The organism is Flavonifractor sp. DFI.6.63, assembly GCF_024462255.1.
GTDB classification, from domain to species: Bacteria; Bacillota; Clostridia; order Oscillospirales; family Oscillospiraceae; genus Lawsonibacter_A; species Lawsonibacter_A hominis.
The window spans coordinates 57,203-75,680 of the sequence record NZ_JANGBE010000018.1 but is presented as its reverse complement, the minus strand read 5'-3'; the positions used below and the strand labels follow the sequence as shown (position 1 = coordinate 75,680).

The following is an 18,478-nucleotide window of genomic DNA, read 5'->3' as shown; positions in this document are numbered from 1 at the left end:
TGGGGCAACAAAAAGTACATGAATATGAAGCACCTGGAGGCCGCCATTGAGGATGCCTCCATTGCCGGCTGACTCCATTCATGCCAGAGCTTGCAAACTAAAGTGCGAAAAAATCTTGACACGACCGGGTGCCGTCAAGAGTTATGCGCAATTTATTCTACATTATCTAATGACATTGGCCGTGAGGCTGAAGCTTTTTTTCTGCCGCATGGCCGGGAAAGGCACCGGCAGTCTGCGGAGCGTGCCTATCCAATGACCCGGATGTACTTCCATTTCCCGCGCAGAAACCGGATAAGGAAGAAAACGGCGCGTACGATCCAGTCGCAGAACATGGCCAGCCATACCCCCAGCAGCCCCATATTCAGGCCCCAGGCGCAGGCAAAGACATAACTCAGAGCCACCCGGCAGGCAAACATGGAGCACAGGGAGACGGCCATGGTGAATACCGCGTCCCCGGCGGCCCGCAGGGCGTTGGGCATGGTAAAGGACATGGGCCAGAAAAAGATGCTGAACAGCGAAAACCAGCGCAGCACCTGGGCGGCCATGGCGGTGGATTCCATGCTCAGATCGAACAGCGTGACCAGCCACCCGGCCAGGAAAAAGAGGGCGATGTTCATAACTCCCATGCAGACGTAGCAAGCGCGCACCAGCTTTTTGGCGTAGGATACCGCTTGGTCGGTTTCACCGGCCCCCATGCACCGGCCTACCACGGTGATGAGCGCCAGGCCGAGCGCCTGGCCCGGTACGTTGATGACGCCGCCGATGCTGTTCCCAATGGCGTTGGCGGCCACAGCGGCGGTGCCGAAGGTAGTGATCAGATTGAGCACCAACAGCTTGCCGGCCTGGAACATGCCGTTTTCCAAGCCGTTTGGAATGCCGATGAAGAGGATGCGGCGGATCATGTCCCAGCGCAGGCGGAAGCGGAGCAGGCCCTCCACCCGCACCAGGTTTTCCGGGTGGCGGAGCAGCGCCATGATGATGACGGCCGCGGCGATCCGGGAGACCAGCGTACCGATACCTGCCCCGGCGGCCCCCATGCCGAAGCCGAAAATCAGAATGGCGTTGACGGCAATGTTGATGATGTTCACGATGAGGGAGCAGAACATGGATACTTTGCTGTTGCCCATGGCACGAAACAGCGCCGCGCCCGCGTTGTATACCGCCATAAAGGGATAAGCGGCGGCGGTCAGCAGGAAATAGATGAGAGCGCTGGCCATCACAGCGCGCTCCACCTGCCCGAACAGCAGGGAAAGGATGTGCTGGCGCAGAATCAGCGCCAGTACCGTCAGCAGGGTGGAGGCGATCACGGCGGCGTAGAGCAGCTGCTTGGCCGCCGTGTTGGCCTGCTCCGCCTCCCGGCGGCCCAGGTATTGGGATACCACGACCGCTCCGCCGGTGGACAGGGCGGCAAAGATCTGGATCAGCAGCATGTTGAGCCCGTCCACCAGGGACACGCCGGATACGGCCGCTTCCCCGGCGGTGGTCACCATAACGGTATCCGCCATGCCCACCGTCATCAGCAGCAGCTGCTCGATGACCAGCGGGATGATCAGCCGCAGCAGCGCCTGCCGGGAAAACAGCGGCGCGCGGGGCTGTGAGGCAGTCAACTCCATTCCGGTACCTCTCCCTTGGATTTCAGATTTGTGCAGGCCGCCTTACAGCCGGCCCAGATAACGCCGGGCGCTCTCGTTTGCCCTAGCGGACACCTCCGCCTCGTCTACCGTGACCAGCTGCCCCTGCTGCACCACAGGCACGCCGTTGACGATGGTGTAATCCACCGGCCCCTTGAGGCCCACGGTGCCCAGCATGGACATGGGGTCGAACTGGGCGCCGACCAGCTCCAGGCGGTCCAGATCCACCAAAAACAGGTCGGCCGCCATGCCGGGAGAGAGCTGCCCGATGTCGTCCCGGCCCAGGAGCCGGGCGGAGCCGCGGGTGGCGACCTTGAGCAGTTCGTACCCGGTGGGGGCCTGCCGGCTCCAGGTGAGCCGGTGGAGCAGATAGGCCGCCCGCAGCTCCTCCAGCAGGTTGGAGCCGTCGTTGGAGGCGGAGCCGTCCACGGCCAGCCCGACCGGGATGTCCAGGCGAAGCAGGTCGGGCAGGCGGCACACGCCGGAGGCGAGCTTCATATTGGAGATGGGACAGTGGGCCACGCCGGTGCCGGTCTCGGCCAGGACGCGCAGGTCGCTGTCGTTGAAATGGATGCCGTGGGCATACCACACGTCGGGGCCGGTCCAGCCCAGAGACTGCATGTAGGCCACCGGCCGCAGGCCGAAGCGCTCCAAGGTATACTGCTCCTCGTCCTTCGTCTCGGCCACGTGGGTGTGCAGCCGCACGCCCAGACTGCGGGCCAGGCGCGCGCTTTCCCGCAGCAGGTCCCCGGATACGGAAAAAGGAGAACAGGGGGCCAGCGCCAAGCGGTGCATGGAAAAGCGGGAATCGTCGTGCCAGACCCGCACCAGGCGCTCGGAGTCGGCCAGGATCGCGTCGATGGTCTGTACCACGGAGTCCGGCGGCAGCCCGCCGTCCTTTTTGGACAGGTCCATCGAGCCGCGGGAAGCGTGGAAGCGCATCCCCACCGTATCGGCGGAGCGGAACTGGGCCGCGATCAGGTCTCCGGAGCGCTCGGGGAAGACATAGTGGTGGTCGAAGCAGGTGGTGCATCCATTTTTCAGCAGCTCGCCCATGCCTGCGAGGGAGGACCAGGAGACCACCTCCTCATCCAGGTTCTTCCACACCTCGTACAGCGTCACCAGCCAGGGAAACAGCTCCATTTTCTGTACCTCGGGCAGGTTGCGGGAAAAGAGCTGGTAGAGGTGGTGGTGGGTGTTGATGAGGCCGGGATACACCGCCATGCGGGAGGCGTCGATGACTTGGTCGGCCTGCCGCAGGGCAGGGCCGATGTATTCGATCGCCTGGTCACGGATGAAGAGGTTGCAGCGCTCGTGCAGGGAGTCCTGGTCGTCGCAGGAGACGATATAGCGCGCGTTTTTGATGAGCAGGGTGGACATGGCCGCGCCTCCTTCTGGTTGAGTTGCTTCCATGATACCACAGCAGGGGGCAAAAGGGAAGCGCCGGGGAAGCTTCCCCGGCGCTGAGGCGGCTGAAGAGGCGGCAAGGCCACTCCAGGCTGTCGAAAAACCCTGCCGTAGGAGCGCCTCGCAGAGCGCCGCCGTCCGCAGACGACGGAAGCAGATGAAATCCCGTCATTTCCGGCGACACAAGGTGAATTGCCTCCGGGGGACCCTTGCCTGCCCCTGCGGGGCAATTTACTTCCGGTCCGCTCCGCTTCGCCTCCGTCTGCGGGCGGCGGAATTCTGCGCGGCGGACGAGGAGGCGGTTTGCCGCGGCGGCAGAGATCAGGAGATGGAGACCACCTGATATCCGGCGTCCTCCACGGCCTTTTTCAGCGCCGCGTCGTCGGCCGTTCCAGTGACCGTGGCGGTTTTTGCCTGCAGGTCCACCTGGGCGGCGACGCCGGGCAGGGCGTTGAGGGCCTGTTCCACGCGGGCCTGACAGTGGGCGCACATCATACCCTCAATGACCATTTTTTTCTCCATAATACGGATTCCTCCATTCGTATGAATTGGTTCACGCGCGGCGGCCGGGGCGGCCGCTGTGGGTTTGAACCGCTTGAGACGCAGGGCGTTGGATACCACGCACACCGAGGAAAGGCTCATGGCGGCGGCGGCGAACATGGGGGAGAGCTGGATGTGAAAGAGGGGATACCACACCCCGGCGGCCAGGGGAATGCCGATGATGTTGTAAATAAACGCCCAGAACAGGTTCTGCTTGATGTTGCGGATGACCTGTTTGGACAGCTCCACGGCGGTCACCGCGTCCATCAGGTCGCTTTTCATCAGCACGATGTCGGCGCTCTCAATGGCGACGTCGGTCCCCGCGCCGATGGCGATGCCGACGTCGGCCCCCGCCAAAGCGGGCGCGTCGTTGATGCCGTCGCCCACCATGGCGACCCGCCTGCCCCCGGCCTGGAGGGCGGCGACCTGCCGCGCCTTCTCCTGGGGCAGCACCTCGGCCACCACATGGCTCACGCCCAGGGCCTTGCCCACCGCTTCGGCGGTGCGCCGGTTGTCGCCGGTGAGCATCACCACGTCGATGCCCAGACGCCGGAACCCTGCTACGGCGGCGGCGCTGGTCGGCTTGGGGGTGTCCGCCACCGCCACCACGCCCAGCAGTTTGCCGTCCTCGGCAAAGTAGAGCGGGGTCTTGCCCGCCTTGGCCAGCTCCTCCGCGATGAGATCAAAGCCCTCGAAGGGGATCCCGGCCTCCTCCAGCATGGCGCGGTTGCCCGCCAGGACGGATTTGCCGTGGAGCCTGGCCGAAATACCCCGGCCGGGAAGGGCCTGAAAATCCGCTACCGGGACCAGGGGGATCTCCCGCTGTGCCGCCTCCGCCACAATCGCGTCGGCCAGGGGGTGTTCCGACGGCTTTTCCAGAGAGGCGGCCACACACAAAAGCTCCTCCGTGGTGGCGCCTTCGTTGGGATAGCAGTCGGTGACCTGGGGCGTGCCCCGGGTCAGCGTGCCGGTTTTGTCCAGCACCACGGTCCGGATGGTATGAAGGGTCTCCAGCGCCTCGGCGGATTTGATCAGGATCCCGTTTTCCGCGCCCTTGCCGGTGCCGACCATGATAGCGACCGGGGTGGCCAGCCCCAGCGCGCAGGGACAGGAGATGACCAGCACCGCCACCCCGGCGGTCAGGGACGGCTCGATGGAGCGTGTGGCGAGCAGCCATACGGCCGCGGTGACGACGGCGATCCCGATAACGGCCGGCACGAAGAGGCCGGCCACCTTGTCGGCCAGCTTTGCGATGGGGGCTTTGGAAGAGGCCGCCTCCTCCACCAGGCGGATCATCTGGGCCAAGGTGGTATCCTCGCCCACGCGGGTGGCCGCGAAGGTAAAGGAGCCGGATTTGTTGATCGAGGCGGCGGCCACCTTGTCGCCGGGAAGCTTTTCCACCGGCAGGCTCTCGCCCGTCAGGGCGGATTCATCCACGGAAGAGCGGCCCTGGGTGACGGTGCCGTCCACCGGGATGCGTCCGCCGGGCCGCACGACGACTTGATCGCCCACCCGCACCTCCTCCACGGGGATCTCCGCCTCGCCGCCGTCCCGCAGCACCATGGCGGTTTTGGGGGCCAGATCCATGAGCCGGGTGATGGCCTGGCTGGTCTTGCCCTTGGAGCGGGCCTCCAGGAACTTGCCCAGTGTGATGAGGGTGAGGATCATGCCCGCGGACTCGAAGTACAGGTCCATGGACCAGCGATGGACCCGCTCCATGTCCCCGTGCCCCAGGCCCCAGGCGATCTGGAACAGGGCGGCCACGCCGTAGATCATGGCGGCGGCGGAGCCGATGGCGATGAGCGAGTCCATATTGGGCGCACCCTTGAACAGGCTCCGGAAGCCCACCTTGTAATACTTGTCGTTGACGTACAGGATGGGAAGGGTCAGCAGAAACTGGAGAAAGGCGGTCAGGAACACGTTCCGCTCGTCGTGGAAGAAGGCGGGCAGCGGCCAGCCCATCATGTGCCCCATGGCCAGATAGAACAGAGGGATCAGTAAAACGAGTGAGATCACGAAGCGGCGCTTCATCCCCGCCAGCTCTGCTTCCATGACGCGGGCAGCCGGGGCGGCGGGCCCGGCGCCCTGCTTTTCGTCCGAAGCGGGGAGCGCGGCGCCGTAGCCCGCGTCCTGCACCGCCCGGATGATCGCAGAAGGACCGGTCCTGGTGTCGTCATAGTCCACCAGCATGGAGCTGCCGAGCAGGTTGACCGTTACCGCCGCCACGCCCGCTACCTTGCCCACCGCCTTCTCCACGTGGGCCGAGCAGGCCGAGCAGGTCATGCCCCGCACATTAAATTTTTGTTTCAAAGGCAATCACCAGACTTTCCAATGCAAAGAGATGTCACCCCGGTCCGCCGGACGGCCGTCCTTCGGCGTCTCCGGCGGCCATTACGTTAGGATTCGCTCCAAAGCCTTGACAAATTCGTCGATTTTTTCCCCCCGCTCGGTCGCGCTGGCGGCCTCCTGGACGCAGTGCTTCAGATGGGCGGCCAGGATCTCACGGTTGACCCGGTTCAAAATGGCCTCGGTGGCCATGACCTGCTGGGAAATATCGATACAGTAGCGGTTTTCCTCCACCATCCGGATGATACCGTCCATTTGTCCGCGGGCCGTCTTCATCAGACGGAGGATTTTTTGTTCGTCTGCCATCATAACGAGGATCACCCCCCTGGGGTGTAGTATATGCGGTAAACTGAAAAAAGTCAAGCCCCCGCCGTACTGGATACGGCGGGGGCTTGAAAGGGGGAAAGAGGGTCAGGTTGTCTCGTCCACGGCGTCCCGCTCCCGGAAGAGCAGGGAGATGCACCAGATCGCGGCCAGACCCACCAGAGTATAGATGACGCGGCTGAAGGCGCTGGTCTGTCCGCCAAAGGCGAAGGCCACGAAGTCAAATCCGAAAATGCCGATGCTGCCCCAGTTGAGGCCGCCGATGATAGCCAGGACGAGGGCGATCTTGTCGATAATCATGGTATGAACTTCCTCCTCAAATTGAGATACCGACCTTAGTATCACCCGCTGAGGGCGGCTTCATACAAAAATTTTGGATCCATGATGGGAGCTTATCCGGGTGGGCCGCTCAATGCCTCCGCCGGTGCACGGATTGGGATTGGAACAGACGGCTCAGCGCGCCCTGCTTCAGCGCCACGGCTTTTTGGGGACACAGCTCATGGCAGCAGTAGCAGTGGATACAGTTACGGGAATCGATGCGGGCCCGGTGCGCTTCCAGGGTGATCGCCCCGGCGGGGCAGGCGTTTTTGCAGATGCCGCAGCCCACACAGCGCTCGGGCCTGATTTGAGGGGTCTGAGCCATCCAGGACTTGGCCAGCCGGGCCGCGGGGCCGGTAAGCGGCCCCAGAAACTCCATGATATTGGTGCGCACATGGGCTGGGAAGCGGTAGTCCGGGATGCGCAGCGCATCGATCCCGGCCCCTACCAGCTCCACCTCTTCGATGCGGCTGGGCAGGCCCCGTCGCTGGGCGGCCAGCAGCACCGGGTTGCCGAGCCGGGGCAGGCCGATGATCTCTCCGGCCACGATGTCCAGCGCCAGCGGGTTTTCCGACGCCAGGAGCAGCCCCACGGGGCGGGGCGTGCCGGAGGCTCCCGGCCCCTCGCCCTCCATGGCCAGCACCGCGTCCATGAGGTTCAGCCGGGGCGCGGCCCAGAGCGCCAGATCCAGCAGCATGTCGGCAAACTGCCCCTTATCCTGGTGGCTGGCGTGGAACCCCACTTTGGTTACGCCGGGGATCAGCCCGAAGTGGTTTTTCACCGCGCCGGTCATGCTCATAAACAGATGGGTCTTTAGCTTGCATAAGTTGAGGATGCCGTCGCTCTCCACCGCCGGTGCGATAACCTGAGCACTGTGCAGCACCTTTCCTTCGGGCAGGGAGATCTGGCGGGTGGACACGTCGTAGTTGAGCGCCGCGCCGGAGGCCTCTGCGGCGGCCCTCATACCGGTCTTTTCATAGAGGTGGCGCAGCCCGGACTCCAGATAGGGCCCGCCGGGACTGTCGCCGATGACCGCCCTTGCTCCCTGCCCGGCCACCAGCTTCGCCGCCGCGCCCACCACGGCCGGGTGGGTGCTCACCGCCTGCTCCGGCCCCGCTGCCGCCAGAAGATTGGCCTTCAGCAGCAGGGTTTCCCCCGGGCGGGCGAAGCGCCCCATCCCGCCCATCCGTTCAATCAATTCCGCTGTTTTTTCCTCCGCCTGCGCATAATCCGGACAGGCGGCCACAAAAACCCTGCACTCCATGCGTATTCCTCCATCCCTGGGACAGCTGAAGATCAGTATAGCCTGATCTGCGTGGAAAATCAACCGGGGCAGGGAGCATCCGCCTTCCCGGGCGGGACGCACGCTATCCCAGACGGATGCGGTAACGCTCCAGCCAGTGGTTGACCTGCAGAAAGTAGGCGATGGTCTGGGGCACGGTCATCAGCTGGCCGTACCAGGGCGTCTCGGTGCGCGCCTGGAGCAGTTCCATCAGGGCGGCGCGGTCCACGAGCTGGAACAGGGGAGCGCCGGGGATGTCCAGCAGCTCCTGCAGGCGGCGGGAGACCGCCTGCAGGTAGGCGGGGTGATGGGTCTTGGGGTAGGGGCTCTTGTTCCGTTGGAGCACCTCTTCCGGCAGCCAGCCCTCCATGGCCGTGCGCCGCTCCGGAGTGTTGTAGAGCTCCCCGTTGTACACCAGCGCCAGCTCCTCCTCCCCGCGCGCAGCAGCATGGGCTGCGCTCCGCCCGCCGGGTCCATGACGCACAGGCGGGTGTGCACCAACGCCGCCTGAGGCGTCCGATAAAGCCCCTCCTGGTCCGGTCCCCGCCGCTGCAGGGCGGCCTGCATGGCCTGGTACGCCTGCGTACGCGTCTCACAGCCCCGCCGGAATCGATCTATTCCGCGATCCCGCACATAAAAGCATCCCTCCTAAAACGCAAAAAAGCGTCCCTTCCTGTTCCAGAAAGGGAACGCCCTTGTTCCGTCTTAGTATATGCGCCGCCGGGGCTTTGTTTCCTTGTGGACATAAACGGAATTTTTTGGGCCCTCTGCCGAAAAATCGCACAAAAGTCACGATTGTAATGAACGCGGGGCTGTGATAGGATTTTACCATCCTGAAAAGCGAATTGGGGGAGAGCCCATGTCAATCCACGAGGAGTGCGGCGTTTTCGGCGTCTACGACCCGGCGGGGGACTGCGCCCGCACCGCCTATTACGGTCTGTACGCGCTGCAGCACCGGGGGCAGGAGGCCTGCGGCATTGCAGCCATCAACGACCGGGAGCTCTCGTTCCACAAGGATCTGGGGCTGGTGGGGGACGTGTTCAGCAGTTCGATCCTGGACGAGCTGGGCGGTACGATGGCGGTGGGCCACGTTCGTTACGCCACCACCGGCGGCGTGCGCCGGGAGAACGCCCAGCCTCTGACGCTGAAATATGTCAAGGGCACCCTGGCCCTGGCCCACAACGGCAACCTGGTGAACACGCCCAAGCTGCGCACGGACTTCGAGTACCGGGGCGGCATCTTCCAGACCACGACCGATTCGGAGATCATCGCCTATGCCATCGCGCAGGAGCGGCTTCATTGCCCCTCTGCGGAAGAGGCGGTGGCCCGGGCCACCCGCCATCTGCATGGGGCGTTCTCGCTCATCGTCATGTCCGCCCGCAAGCTCATTGCCGCCCGGGACCCCTGGGGCTTCCGGCCGCTGTGCATGGGCCGCCGGGGCGATGCCGTCGTGTTTGCCTCCGAATCCTGCGCCCTGGGCGCCGTGGGGGCGAAATTTGAGCGGGAGCTGGACCCGGGTGAGATCGTCGTGGTGGAAGAGGGCGAGGTGCGGTCCCTCCGGGACAACTGCAAGGGCGCCAGCAGCCACATGTGCATATTTGAATATATCTACTTCGCCCGGCCGGATTCGGTCCTCTGCGGTCAGTCCGTGCATGATGCCCGCCGCCTGGAGGGGCGCTTTCTGGCGAAGGAGCACCCGGTGGAGGCCGACGTGGTCATCGGCGTGCCGGATTCCGGTTTGGACGCCGCCATGGGCTACGCCGAGGAGTCCGGTATTCCCTACGGGGTAGGCCTGGTAAAAAACCGTTACATCGGCCGCACCTTTATCACCCCCGGCCAGCAGAGCCGGGAGCAGGCGGTGCGCATCAAGCTGGGGCCCCTGAAGAGCTGCGTGGAGGGCAGACGGGTCGTGATGGTGGACGATTCCATCGTCCGGGGCACCACCTCCCGCCAGATCGTCAATCTGCTGCGGGAGGCGGGGGCAAAAGAGGTCCACATGCGCTCCTCCGCGCCTCCTTTCATCGCGCCCTGCTATTTTGGCACCGATATCCCGGACAAGGAAAACCTGATCGCATGCAACTATTCCCCGGAGGAGATCCGGGCGATGATCGGCGCGGACAGCCTGGGCTTCCTGAGCCTGGACGCCCTGCACCAGATCGCCCCCGACGCCGCCTGCGGCTTCTGCGACGGCTGCTTTACCGGGAAATATCCCATCGACGTCTAGCGGAAGCCGCAGCGCGCCGAACGGGGCGTACAAGCGTTTTGCCGAAGGCAAAACCTTGGCGCAGGCGGAATTTACTTCCGCCGAGCAGGTAAGTTCAAAGGGGCCCCGCACAATGAAACATTGTGCGGGGAAGTTCTGCGGCGGCTGCTTTACCGGGAAATATCCCATCGAGGCCTGGCGGAAGCCGCAGCGCACGGCGCATGAATCGGGCCTTGACGCAGGGGCGGCGTGCATGTGCGCTCCGCCATGGAAGCGTGCAGATGACCAAGCTCCTGCGTTTGCAGCCGGCTTGTGCAAAAGTTGCATAAAGGATGGGCGGCTGTAGTGTCTGTCCCTGATATTTGCAACAAAGATGCGAAATCCTTCACAAATGCCTTGACAGAACACGCCGGAGGTCGTATACTCAAACCATCAGTTGCGAACGAAGGCGTTCCGACCCACAGGGCGGAGCGCCTTCTTTTTACAGATACCGCCGTATCTGCAAAAACGCCACATCAAACCGGTAATTTCAAGGATGAAAGGGGATACCCGCAATGGCGTACACCAAGGAAGACATCATTCGCATGGTAAAAGAAGAGGATATTGAATTTGTCCGTCTTCAGTTCACCGACATCTTCGGCCAGCTCAAGAATGTGGCCATCACCGCTTCCCAGATCGAGAAGGCGGTCAATAACCAGATCATGTTCGACGGTTCTTCCATCGAGGGCTTTGTGCGGATCGACGAGTCCGACCAATACCTGTATCCCGATCTGGACTCCTTCGTGGTCTTCCCCTGGCGGCCCCAGCACGGCAAGGTGGCCCGCCTGATCTGCGACGTGTACAATCCCGACGGCACCCCCTTCGTGGGCGACCCCCGCGGCGTGCTCAAGCGTGTGCTGGACAAGGCCAGGAAGATGGGCTACGACACCTTCAACGTTGGGCCCGAGGCCGAGTTCTTCCTGTTCCAGACCGACGACGAGGGCAAGCCCACCACCAAGACCAACGACGAGGCCGGCTATTTTGACCTGGGCCCGCTGGACCATGGCGAGGGCACCCGCCGCGAGATCTGCCTGGCCCTGGAGCAGATGGGATATGAGATCGAGGCCAGCCACCATGAGGTGGCCGAGGGCCAGCACGAGATCGACTTCAAGTACGCCCCTGCGCTGGAGTGCGCCGACAAGATCATGACCTTCAAGCTGGCGGTCAAGACGCTGGCGCAGAAGAACGGCCTGCACGCCACGTTTATGCCCAAGCCCATCTTCGGCATCAACGGCTCCGGCATGCATACCAATATGTCTCTGTTCCGGAACGGCAAGAACGCGTTCTATGACCCGAATGGGGAAAAGGGCCTGTCCAGGGAGGCCTACTCCTTTATCGCCGGCCTGCTGGCCCATGTGAAGGGCTTCGCCGCCATCACCAATCCGCTGGTCAACTCCTACAAGCGTTTGGTGCCCGGCTATGAGGCTCCCTGCTATCTGGCCTGGTCGGCCTCCAACCGCTCCGCGCTGATCCGCATCCCCGCTTCCCGCGGCCAGTCCACCCGCGTGGAGCTGCGCAGCCCCGACCCCTGCTGCAACCCCTATCTGGAGCTGGCCGTCTGTCTGGCCGCCGGCCTGGACGGCATCGAGAAGGGCCTGGTCCCGCCCGCGGAGATCACCGAGAACATCTTTGCCATGGATCAGGCCGCCCGTGACGCGCGCGGCATCGACAGCCTGCCCGGCTCGCTGGAGGAAGCGGTCAAGGCCATGCAGGAGGATTCGCTCATTCTGGACGCGCTGGGCGCGCATGTGGCCGAGAATTATATTGAGGGTAAGAGGAAGGAGTGGGACGAGTACCGTACCCGCGTCTCTTCCTGGGAGCGGGAAAAGTATATCATCAACTACTGATACCGCCCTTAGATACTCCTTAAGAAAAGGAGTGGTAGAAGAATGGAGAAGGTGATTGTCGCCTTCGAAAGCGATAAAAGCTGCTGGCGGATCAAGGAGATCCTGGAGAATACCGGGACCGCCTCCTGCATCGTCTGCCGGTCCGGCGATCAGGTCAAGCGGGCCGTCAGCAAGCTGCATGTCAGCACGGTGGTCTGCGGCTACAAATTTGCCGACGAATCGGCGGAGGGGCTGTTTGAGGATCTGCCGCCCACCTGCGCCATGCTGGTGGTCGCGGTTCAGAGCCTGCTGGACCTGTGTCAGAACGACGATATCTTCAAACTGGCCTCCCCGGTGGCCAAGGGCGATCTGATCGCCTCGGTGCGGATGCTCCTGCAGGTAGGGCACCGTCTGGAGCGCTACGTGAGGCCCCGCCGCAGCGAGGAGGAGCAGGCCGTCATCGTCCAGGCCAAGCAGGTGCTGATGGACCGCCACGGCATGACCGAGGCCCAGGCCCACCGGTTCCTCCAGAAAAGGAGCATGGACAGCGGCGCCAAGCTGATTCAGACCGCGCAGCTGGTATTAGAGGGCGCATAAGCCATATACATAGAACGATAGCATAAGACGAAGCGGTCTTGTGGCGGCAGTCAGAGAGCGTGACTGCCGCCACTCTGCTATCTGCGCCGTTCCAGCGCCCGGCCGCCAGCGCACCGTGGCGGGATCCAAGGGGGGATGCCGCCAGTGAAACCTGATTGCAAAGGAGCAAACTGCGATGACTAAAATCAATGAGAACTACCGCAAGCTGCCCGGCAGCTACCTCTTTACCGAGATCGCACGCCATGTGACGGCCTATGGCCAGAAGAACCCGGACAAGCGGCTCATCCGCCTGGGCATCGGGGATGTGACCCGGCCGCTGGCCCCGGCGGTGATCTCCGCCATGCATGCGGCCGTAGACGAGATGGGCACGGTGGAGGGCTTCCGGGGTTACGGTCCGGAGCAGGGCTATGACTTTCTCCGCCAGGCCATCGCGGAATACGACTATCAGGCGCGGGGCGCGGAGATCGCTCCGGACGAGATCTTCATCTCCGACGGCGCCAAAAGCGACTGCGGCAACATCGGGGATATCTTCGGTGTGGACAATGTGGTGGCGGTGTGCGACCCGGTGTACCCGGTGTACGTGGATACCAACGCCATGGCGGGCCGGGCGGGGGAGTACAGCGAGGCCGTGGGCCGCTGGAGCAATCTGGTCTATATGCCCTGTACGGCGGAGAACGGCTTTGCGCCCGCTCCGCCGGAGAGCAAGGTGGATCTGATCTACCTGTGCTTTCCCAATAACCCCACCGGCGCGGTGGCCACCCGGGAACAGCTGCAGGCCTGGGTGGATTACGCCGAGAGCCGGGGGGCGGTGATCCTGTTCGATTCGGCCTACGAGGCCTTTATCAGCGATCCCTCCATTCCGCACAGCATTTTTGAGATCGAGGGCGCCCGGCGCTGCGCCATCGAATTCCGCTCCTTCTCCAAGACGGCGGGCTTTACCGGAAACCGCTGCGCCTATACGGTGGTGCCCAGGGACCTGGAGCGGGGCGGCGCAAGTCTGAACACGCTGTGGAACCGCCGCCAGACCACGAAATTCAACGGCGTGCCCTATGTGGTGCAGCGGGGCGCCCAGGCGGTGTATTCGGATGCGGGCCGCGCCCAGGTGCGGGAGACCATCGCCTTTTATCAAAACAACGCCCGGGTCATCCAGGCGGGCCTGGCCGGGGCGGGCCTCACCGTCTCCGGTGGGGAGAATTCCCCCTATGTCTGGGCGAAAACGCCGCACGGCATGGGTTCCTGGGCCTTTTTCGACCTGCTGCTCCAGCAGGCGGGCGTGGTCACGACGCCCGGCGCGGGCTTCGGGCCCAGCGGGGAGGGCTATATCCGCCTGAGCGCGTTCGGCGGCGCGGAGGACACTGCAGAGGCGGTGGAGCGGATTCGAGCGGTACTCTGAAAACCACCCAAGGGGGGCTTACAAATGGAACGACGCAAGTACGAGGCCGGCCGGCAGAGCGGGCTCTATTCTCCGGCCTTTGAGCATGACGCCTGCGGCATCGGCGCGGTGGTGGACATCAAGGGCCGCCGCAGCCACCGGAATGTGGACGAGGCGCTGAAGATCGTGGAAAAGCTGGAGCACCGGGCGGGCAAGGACGCCGAGGGAAAGACCGGCGACGGCGTGGGCATCCTGATGCAGATCTCCCACAAATTTTTTGCCAAGGCCGTGAAAAGTCTGGGCTTTTCCCTGGGGGAGGAGCGGGATTACGGCATCGGGATGTTCTTCTTTCCCCAGGACACCCTCAAGCGCATGCAGGCCAAGAAGATGTTCGAGGTCATCGTGCAGAAGGAGGGGCTGGAGTTTCTGGGCTGGCGTGCGGTGCCCGTATGTCCGGAGATCCTGGGACACAAGGCCTTGGCCAAGATGCCCTACATGGAGCAGGGCTTTGTGAAGCGTCCGGAGCGGCTGGAGCGGGGCCTTGGCTTTGACCGGAAGCTCTATGTGGTGCGCCGGGTGTTCGAGCAGTCCAACGACAACACCTATGTAGCCTCCCTGTCCAGCCGTACCATCGTCTATAAGGGCATGTTTCTGGTGGAACAGCTGCGGGGCTTCTATCCGGATCTGCAAAGCCGCGACTATGAGTCCGCCGTGGCCCTGGTCCACTCCCGCTTCTCCACCAACACCAACCCGTCCTGGGAGCGGGCCCACCCCAACCGCCTCATGGCCCACAACGGCGAGATCAACACTATCCGGGGCAATGTGGACCGTATGCTGGCCCGGGAGGAGACCATGTCCTCCCGGCTGCTGGACGGGGATATGGACAAGGTGCTGCCGGTGGTCAACGTCTCCGGCTCCGACTCGGCCATGCTGGACAATACGCTGGAGTTTCTGATGATGGCGGGCATGGACCTGCCTCTGGCCGTCATGGTGGCGATCCCGGAGCCCTGGAGCAACGACCGCACCATTTCCCGCTCCAAGCGGGATCTGTACCAGTATTACGCCACGCTCATGGAGCCCTGGGACGGTCCGGCCTCCATCCTCTTCTCCGACGGCGACGTGGTGGGCGCGGTGCTGGACCGCAACGGCCTGCGGCCCTCCCGGTATTACGTGACGGACGACGATAAGCTCATCCTCGCCTCCGAGGTGGGGGTGCTGGATCTCCCGCCGGAGCGCATCGTGGAGAAATCCCGCCTCCAGCCGGGGCGGATGCTGCTGGTGGATACCAAAGAAGGGCGCGTCATCGGGGACGAGGAGCTCAAGCAGCGCTACGCCTCCCGCCAGCCCTACGGCGAATGGCTGGACCGCAACCTGGTCCACCTGTCCGACCTGGAGGTGCCCAACCACCGGGCGCCCGTCAGCTCCAAGCAGCAGCGGGCCCGCCTGCAGAAGGCGTTCGGTTATACCTATGAGGATGTGCGCAATACCATCCTGCCGATGGCCCGCACCGGGGCGGAGCCCACCGCCGCTATGGGGACCGATATCCCCCTTGCGGTGCTGGACGACAAGGATCAGCCCCTGTTTCACTATTTCAAGCAGCTCTTTGCCCAGGTGACCAATCCGCCCATCGACGCGATCCGGGAAGAGATCGTCACCGACACCACCGTCTATGCCGGAGACGACGGGAACCTGCTGGAGGAACGGGCGGAAAACTGCCGGGTCCTCCAGATCCGAAACCCCATCCTCACCTCCACCGACATGATGAAGATCAAGGCCATGAAGCGCCCCGGCTTCCAGGTAGAGACCGTCTCCATCCTCTACTATAAGAATACGCCTCTGCAGCGGGCGCTGGAGCATCTCTTTGTGGCGGTGGACCGGGCCTACCGGGACGGGGCCAACATCGTGGTCCTCTCCGACCGGGGCGTGGATGAAAACCATGTGGCCATCCCGTCCCTGCTGGCGGTATCCGCCATTGAGCAGTACCTGGTCCGCACCAAGAAGCGCACGGCGGTCTCCATCCTGCTGGAGTCCGCCGAGCCCCGGGACGTCCACCATTTTGCCACCCTGCTGGGCTACGGCGCCCGGGCCATCCATCCCTATCTGGCCCAGGAGACCATCGTGGAGCTCATCGAGGAGGGCCTGCTGGACAAGGACTTTCACACGGCGGTGGACGACTACGACGCGGCCATCCTCCACGGCATCGTGAAGATCGCCTCCAAGATGGGCATCTCCACCCTCCAGTCCTATCAGTCCGCTCAGATCTTCGAGGCCATCGGCATCAACCGGGACGTGGTGGACGCGTATTTCACCAACACCGTCTCCCGGGTGGGCGGCATCGGCCTGCAGGAGATTGAGGAAATGGTGGACCGCAACCACTCCAAGGCGTTTGATCCGCTGGGCCTGGGATGCGACCCCGCACTGGACAGCATGGGGGTCCACAAGGCCCGTTCCGGAGCCGAGGACCACATGTACAATCCCCAGACCATCCACCTGCTGCAGCAGGCTGCCCGGAGGGGGGATTACGCGCTGTTCAAGCAGTATACCGCTCTGGTGGACGATGAGACCAGGCCCCACACGCTCCGGGGCCTTCTGGAGATGGAGTATCAGGATACGCCGCTCCCCCTGGACGAGGTGGAGAGCGTGGACTCCATCGTCAAGCGCTTCAAGACCGGAGCCATGAGCTATGGCTCCATCTCGCAGGAGGCCCACGAGTGCCTGGCACAGGCCATGAACCTGTTGGGCGGCAAGTCCAACTCCGGCGAGGGCGGCGAGGAGCCCGACCGCCTGGGCGATCCCTCCCGCAACTCCGCCATCAAGCAGGTGGCCTCCGGCCGCTTCGGCGTCACCAGCGCGTATCTGGTATCCGCCCGGGAGATCCAGATCAAGATGGCCCAGGGCGCCAAGCCCGGCGAGGGCGGGCATCTGCCGGCCGGCAAGGTCTACCCCTGGATCGCCAAGTGCCGCCACTCCACCCCCGGCGTCACCCTGATCTCCCCGCCGCCCCACCACGATATCTACTCCATCGAGGACTTGGCCCAGCTGATCTATGACCTGAAAAACGCCAACCGGGACGCACGCATCTCGGTGAAGCTGGTCAGCGAGGCCGGGGTGGGCACCATCGCCGCCGGCGTGGCCAAGGCCGGGGCCCAGGTGGTGCTCATCTCCGGCTATGACGGCGGCACCGGCGCCGCGCCCCGCACGTCCATCCATAACGCGGGCCTGCCCTGGGAGCTGGGGCTGGCGGAGACCCATCAGACCCTGATCCGGAACGACCTGCGCTCCCGCGTGGTCATCGAGACCGACGGCAAGCTGATGAGCGGCCGGGACGTGGCGATCGCCTGCATGCTGGGCGCCGAGGAGTTCGGCTTTGCCACGGCGCCGCTGGTGACCATGGGATGCGTGATGATGCGGGTGTGCAACCTGGACACCTGTCCCGTGGGCGTGGCCACACAGAATCCGGAGCTGCGCCGTCGCTTTGCGGGCAAGCCGGAATACGTGGTCAACTTTATGCGCTTTATCGCTCAGGAGCTGCGGGAGCACATGGCCCGGCTGGGCGTGCGCACCGTGGAGGAGCTGGTGGGCCGCACCGACCTGCTGAAGGTCCGGCCCCCGGTGAACCGCCGGGCGGCCACGGTAGACCTTCGCGCCCTTTTGGACAACCCCTATCCCGCCGGGACCAAGACCCACTTTGACCCCAAGGATGTGTTCGACTTCCATCTGGAGCAGAGCGTGGACCTGAAGACGCTGGAGAAGAAACTGGGCAAGGCCCTGGAGCAGGGGAAAAAGTGCCGGGTGGAGGTGGCGGTGTCCAGTACCGACCGCGCCGTAGGCGCGATCCTGGGCTCCGACATCACCCGGCTCCACGGCGGCGCGCTGGAGGAGGATACCTTTACCGTCAAATGTACCGGCGGCGGCGGGCAGTCCTTCGGGGCCTTCATTCCAAAGGGCCTGACCCTGGAGCTGGAGGGAGACGCCAACGACTATCTGGGCAAAGGCCTCTCCGGCGGTAAACTGGTGGTTTATCCGCCCAGAGGCAGCCGGTTCCAGGCCGGCGAAAACATTCTGGTGGGCAACGTGGCCCTGTACGGCGCCACCAGCGGGACGGCGTTTCTCAACGGCGTGGCCGGAGAGCGCTTCTGCGTGCGCAATTCCGGTGCTACCGCCGTGGTGGAAGGCGTGGGTGACCACGGCTGCGAGTACATGACCGGCGGCCGGGTGGTGGTTCTGGGCCGCACCGGGCGCAACTTCGCCGCGGGCATGAGCGGCGGGGTGGCCTTTGTCCTGGATGAGGACCGGGATCTGTACCTGCGTCTGAACAAGGAACTGGTCTCGATGGAACTGGTCACCGAGAAGCACGATATCGCGGAACTGAAGGCGCTCATCCAGGCCCACGTGGACGCCACCGGCTCTCCGCGCGGCCGGGAGATCCTGGCGGATTTTGAGGGCTGTCTGCCGCGGTTCAAGAAGATCCTGCCGCACGATTACGACCGCATGCTGCGCACCATCGCCCAGTATGAGGAGAAGGGCATGACCCGCCGGCAGGCGGAGGTGGAGGCTTTTTACGTCAACACCGGCAAGAAAGGGGAGTAAGGC

Annotated in this window: 12 protein-coding genes; 5 read left to right on the top strand and 7 right to left on the bottom strand. The window is 64.0% G+C overall.

Going from position 1 to position 18,478, the window contains the following annotated elements; translation table 11 throughout:
- Positions 1 to 245: 245 nt before the first annotated feature.
- The 7 genes from NE547_RS10810 to NE547_RS10780 all read right to left on the bottom strand — a co-directional run bounded on the left by NE547_RS10810 (position 246) and on the right by NE547_RS10780 (position 8,263).
- Positions 246 to 1,613: an MATE family efflux transporter gene (locus tag NE547_RS10810; RefSeq protein ID WP_186907885.1), complete on the bottom strand. Its 1,368-nt coding sequence runs from the start codon at positions 1,611 to 1,613 to the stop codon at positions 246 to 248.
- 42 nt (positions 1,614 to 1,655) lie between these two features.
- The gene (locus NE547_RS10805; RefSeq protein WP_256175926.1) at positions 1,656 to 3,011 is read right to left on the bottom strand and encodes an 8-oxoguanine deaminase; all 1,356 of its coding nucleotides are present in this window, start codon (positions 3,009 to 3,011) and stop codon (positions 1,656 to 1,658) included.
- A 348-nt stretch (positions 3,012 to 3,359) separates the two neighbouring features.
- On the bottom strand, positions 3,360 to 5,888 hold the full coding sequence (locus tag NE547_RS10800; protein WP_256175925.1) for a heavy metal translocating P-type ATPase: 2,529 nt from the start codon (positions 5,886 to 5,888) through the stop codon (positions 3,360 to 3,362).
- Positions 5,889 to 5,969: 81 nt separating this feature from the next.
- Positions 5,970 to 6,233, bottom strand: coding sequence for a metal-sensing transcriptional repressor (locus NE547_RS10795; RefSeq protein ID WP_186907882.1), 264 nt, complete (start codon positions 6,231 to 6,233; stop codon positions 5,970 to 5,972).
- 102 nt (positions 6,234 to 6,335) lie between these two features.
- The gene (locus NE547_RS10790) at positions 6,336 to 6,548 is read right to left on the bottom strand and encodes a DUF378 domain-containing protein (protein WP_256175904.1); all 213 of its coding nucleotides are present in this window, start codon (positions 6,546 to 6,548) and stop codon (positions 6,336 to 6,338) included.
- 109 nt (positions 6,549 to 6,657) lie between these two features.
- Positions 6,658 to 7,830 (bottom strand): DUF362 domain-containing protein, encoded by a 1,173-nt coding sequence (locus tag NE547_RS10785; protein WP_256175902.1) that lies wholly within the window; start codon positions 7,828 to 7,830, stop codon positions 6,658 to 6,660.
- Between the two features lie 103 nt (positions 7,831 to 7,933).
- Entirely contained in the window at positions 7,934 to 8,263 is a 330-nt protein-coding gene (locus NE547_RS10780; protein WP_256175901.1) for an asparagine synthase-related protein, read from the bottom strand.
- Positions 8,264 to 8,707: 444 nt separating this feature from the next.
- Between NE547_RS10780 and purF the strand changes: the two genes are divergently transcribed.
- The 5 genes from purF to gltB all read left to right on the top strand — a co-directional run bounded on the left by purF (position 8,708) and on the right by gltB (position 18,475).
- Complete coding sequence (gene purF, locus NE547_RS10775; RefSeq protein WP_256175899.1) at positions 8,708 to 10,072, top strand: amidophosphoribosyltransferase; 1,365 nt, start codon at positions 8,708 to 8,710, stop codon at positions 10,070 to 10,072.
- 533 nt (positions 10,073 to 10,605) lie between these two features.
- On the top strand, positions 10,606 to 11,937 hold the full coding sequence (gene glnA, locus NE547_RS10770; RefSeq protein ID WP_186907877.1) for a type I glutamate--ammonia ligase: 1,332 nt from the start codon (positions 10,606 to 10,608) through the stop codon (positions 11,935 to 11,937).
- Positions 11,938 to 11,979: 42 nt separating this feature from the next.
- On the top strand, positions 11,980 to 12,513 hold the full coding sequence (locus NE547_RS10765; RefSeq protein ID WP_256175897.1) for an ANTAR domain-containing response regulator: 534 nt from the start codon (positions 11,980 to 11,982) through the stop codon (positions 12,511 to 12,513).
- A 175-nt stretch (positions 12,514 to 12,688) separates the two neighbouring features.
- Positions 12,689 to 13,906: an LL-diaminopimelate aminotransferase gene (locus tag NE547_RS10760; protein ID WP_256175895.1), complete on the top strand. Its 1,218-nt coding sequence runs from the start codon at positions 12,689 to 12,691 to the stop codon at positions 13,904 to 13,906.
- 24 nt (positions 13,907 to 13,930) lie between these two features.
- Entirely contained in the window at positions 13,931 to 18,475 is a 4,545-nt protein-coding gene (gene gltB / locus NE547_RS10755) for a glutamate synthase large subunit (RefSeq protein ID WP_256175893.1), read from the top strand.
- Positions 18,476 to 18,478 lie beyond the last annotated feature (3 nt).

What these genes read in the sequence shown, in the direction of transcription:
- NE547_RS10805 (WP_256175926.1), bottom strand. Translation starts at nt 3,011, where the DNA reads ATGTCCACCCTGCTCATCAAAAACGCGCGCTATATCGTCTCCTGCGAC.
- NE547_RS10790 (WP_256175904.1), bottom strand. Translation starts at nt 6,548, where the DNA reads ATGATTATCGACAAGATCGCCCTCGTCCTGGCTATCATCGGCGGCCTC.
- NE547_RS10810 (WP_186907885.1), bottom strand. Translation starts at nt 1,613, where the DNA reads ATGGAGTTGACTGCCTCACAGCCCCGCGCGCCGCTGTTTTCCCGGCAG.
- NE547_RS10765 (WP_256175897.1), top strand. Translation starts at nt 11,980, where the DNA reads ATGGAGAAGGTGATTGTCGCCTTCGAAAGCGATAAAAGCTGCTGGCGG.
- NE547_RS10795 (WP_186907882.1), bottom strand. Translation starts at nt 6,233, where the DNA reads ATGATGGCAGACGAACAAAAAATCCTCCGTCTGATGAAGACGGCCCGC.
- purF (WP_256175899.1), top strand. Translation starts at nt 8,708, where the DNA reads ATGTCAATCCACGAGGAGTGCGGCGTTTTCGGCGTCTACGACCCGGCG.
- NE547_RS10760 (WP_256175895.1), top strand. Translation starts at nt 12,689, where the DNA reads ATGACTAAAATCAATGAGAACTACCGCAAGCTGCCCGGCAGCTACCTC.
- gltB (WP_256175893.1), top strand. Translation starts at nt 13,931, where the DNA reads ATGGAACGACGCAAGTACGAGGCCGGCCGGCAGAGCGGGCTCTATTCT.
- glnA (WP_186907877.1), top strand. Translation starts at nt 10,606, where the DNA reads ATGGCGTACACCAAGGAAGACATCATTCGCATGGTAAAAGAAGAGGAT.
- NE547_RS10785 (WP_256175902.1), bottom strand. Translation starts at nt 7,830, where the DNA reads ATGGAGTGCAGGGTTTTTGTGGCCGCCTGTCCGGATTATGCGCAGGCG.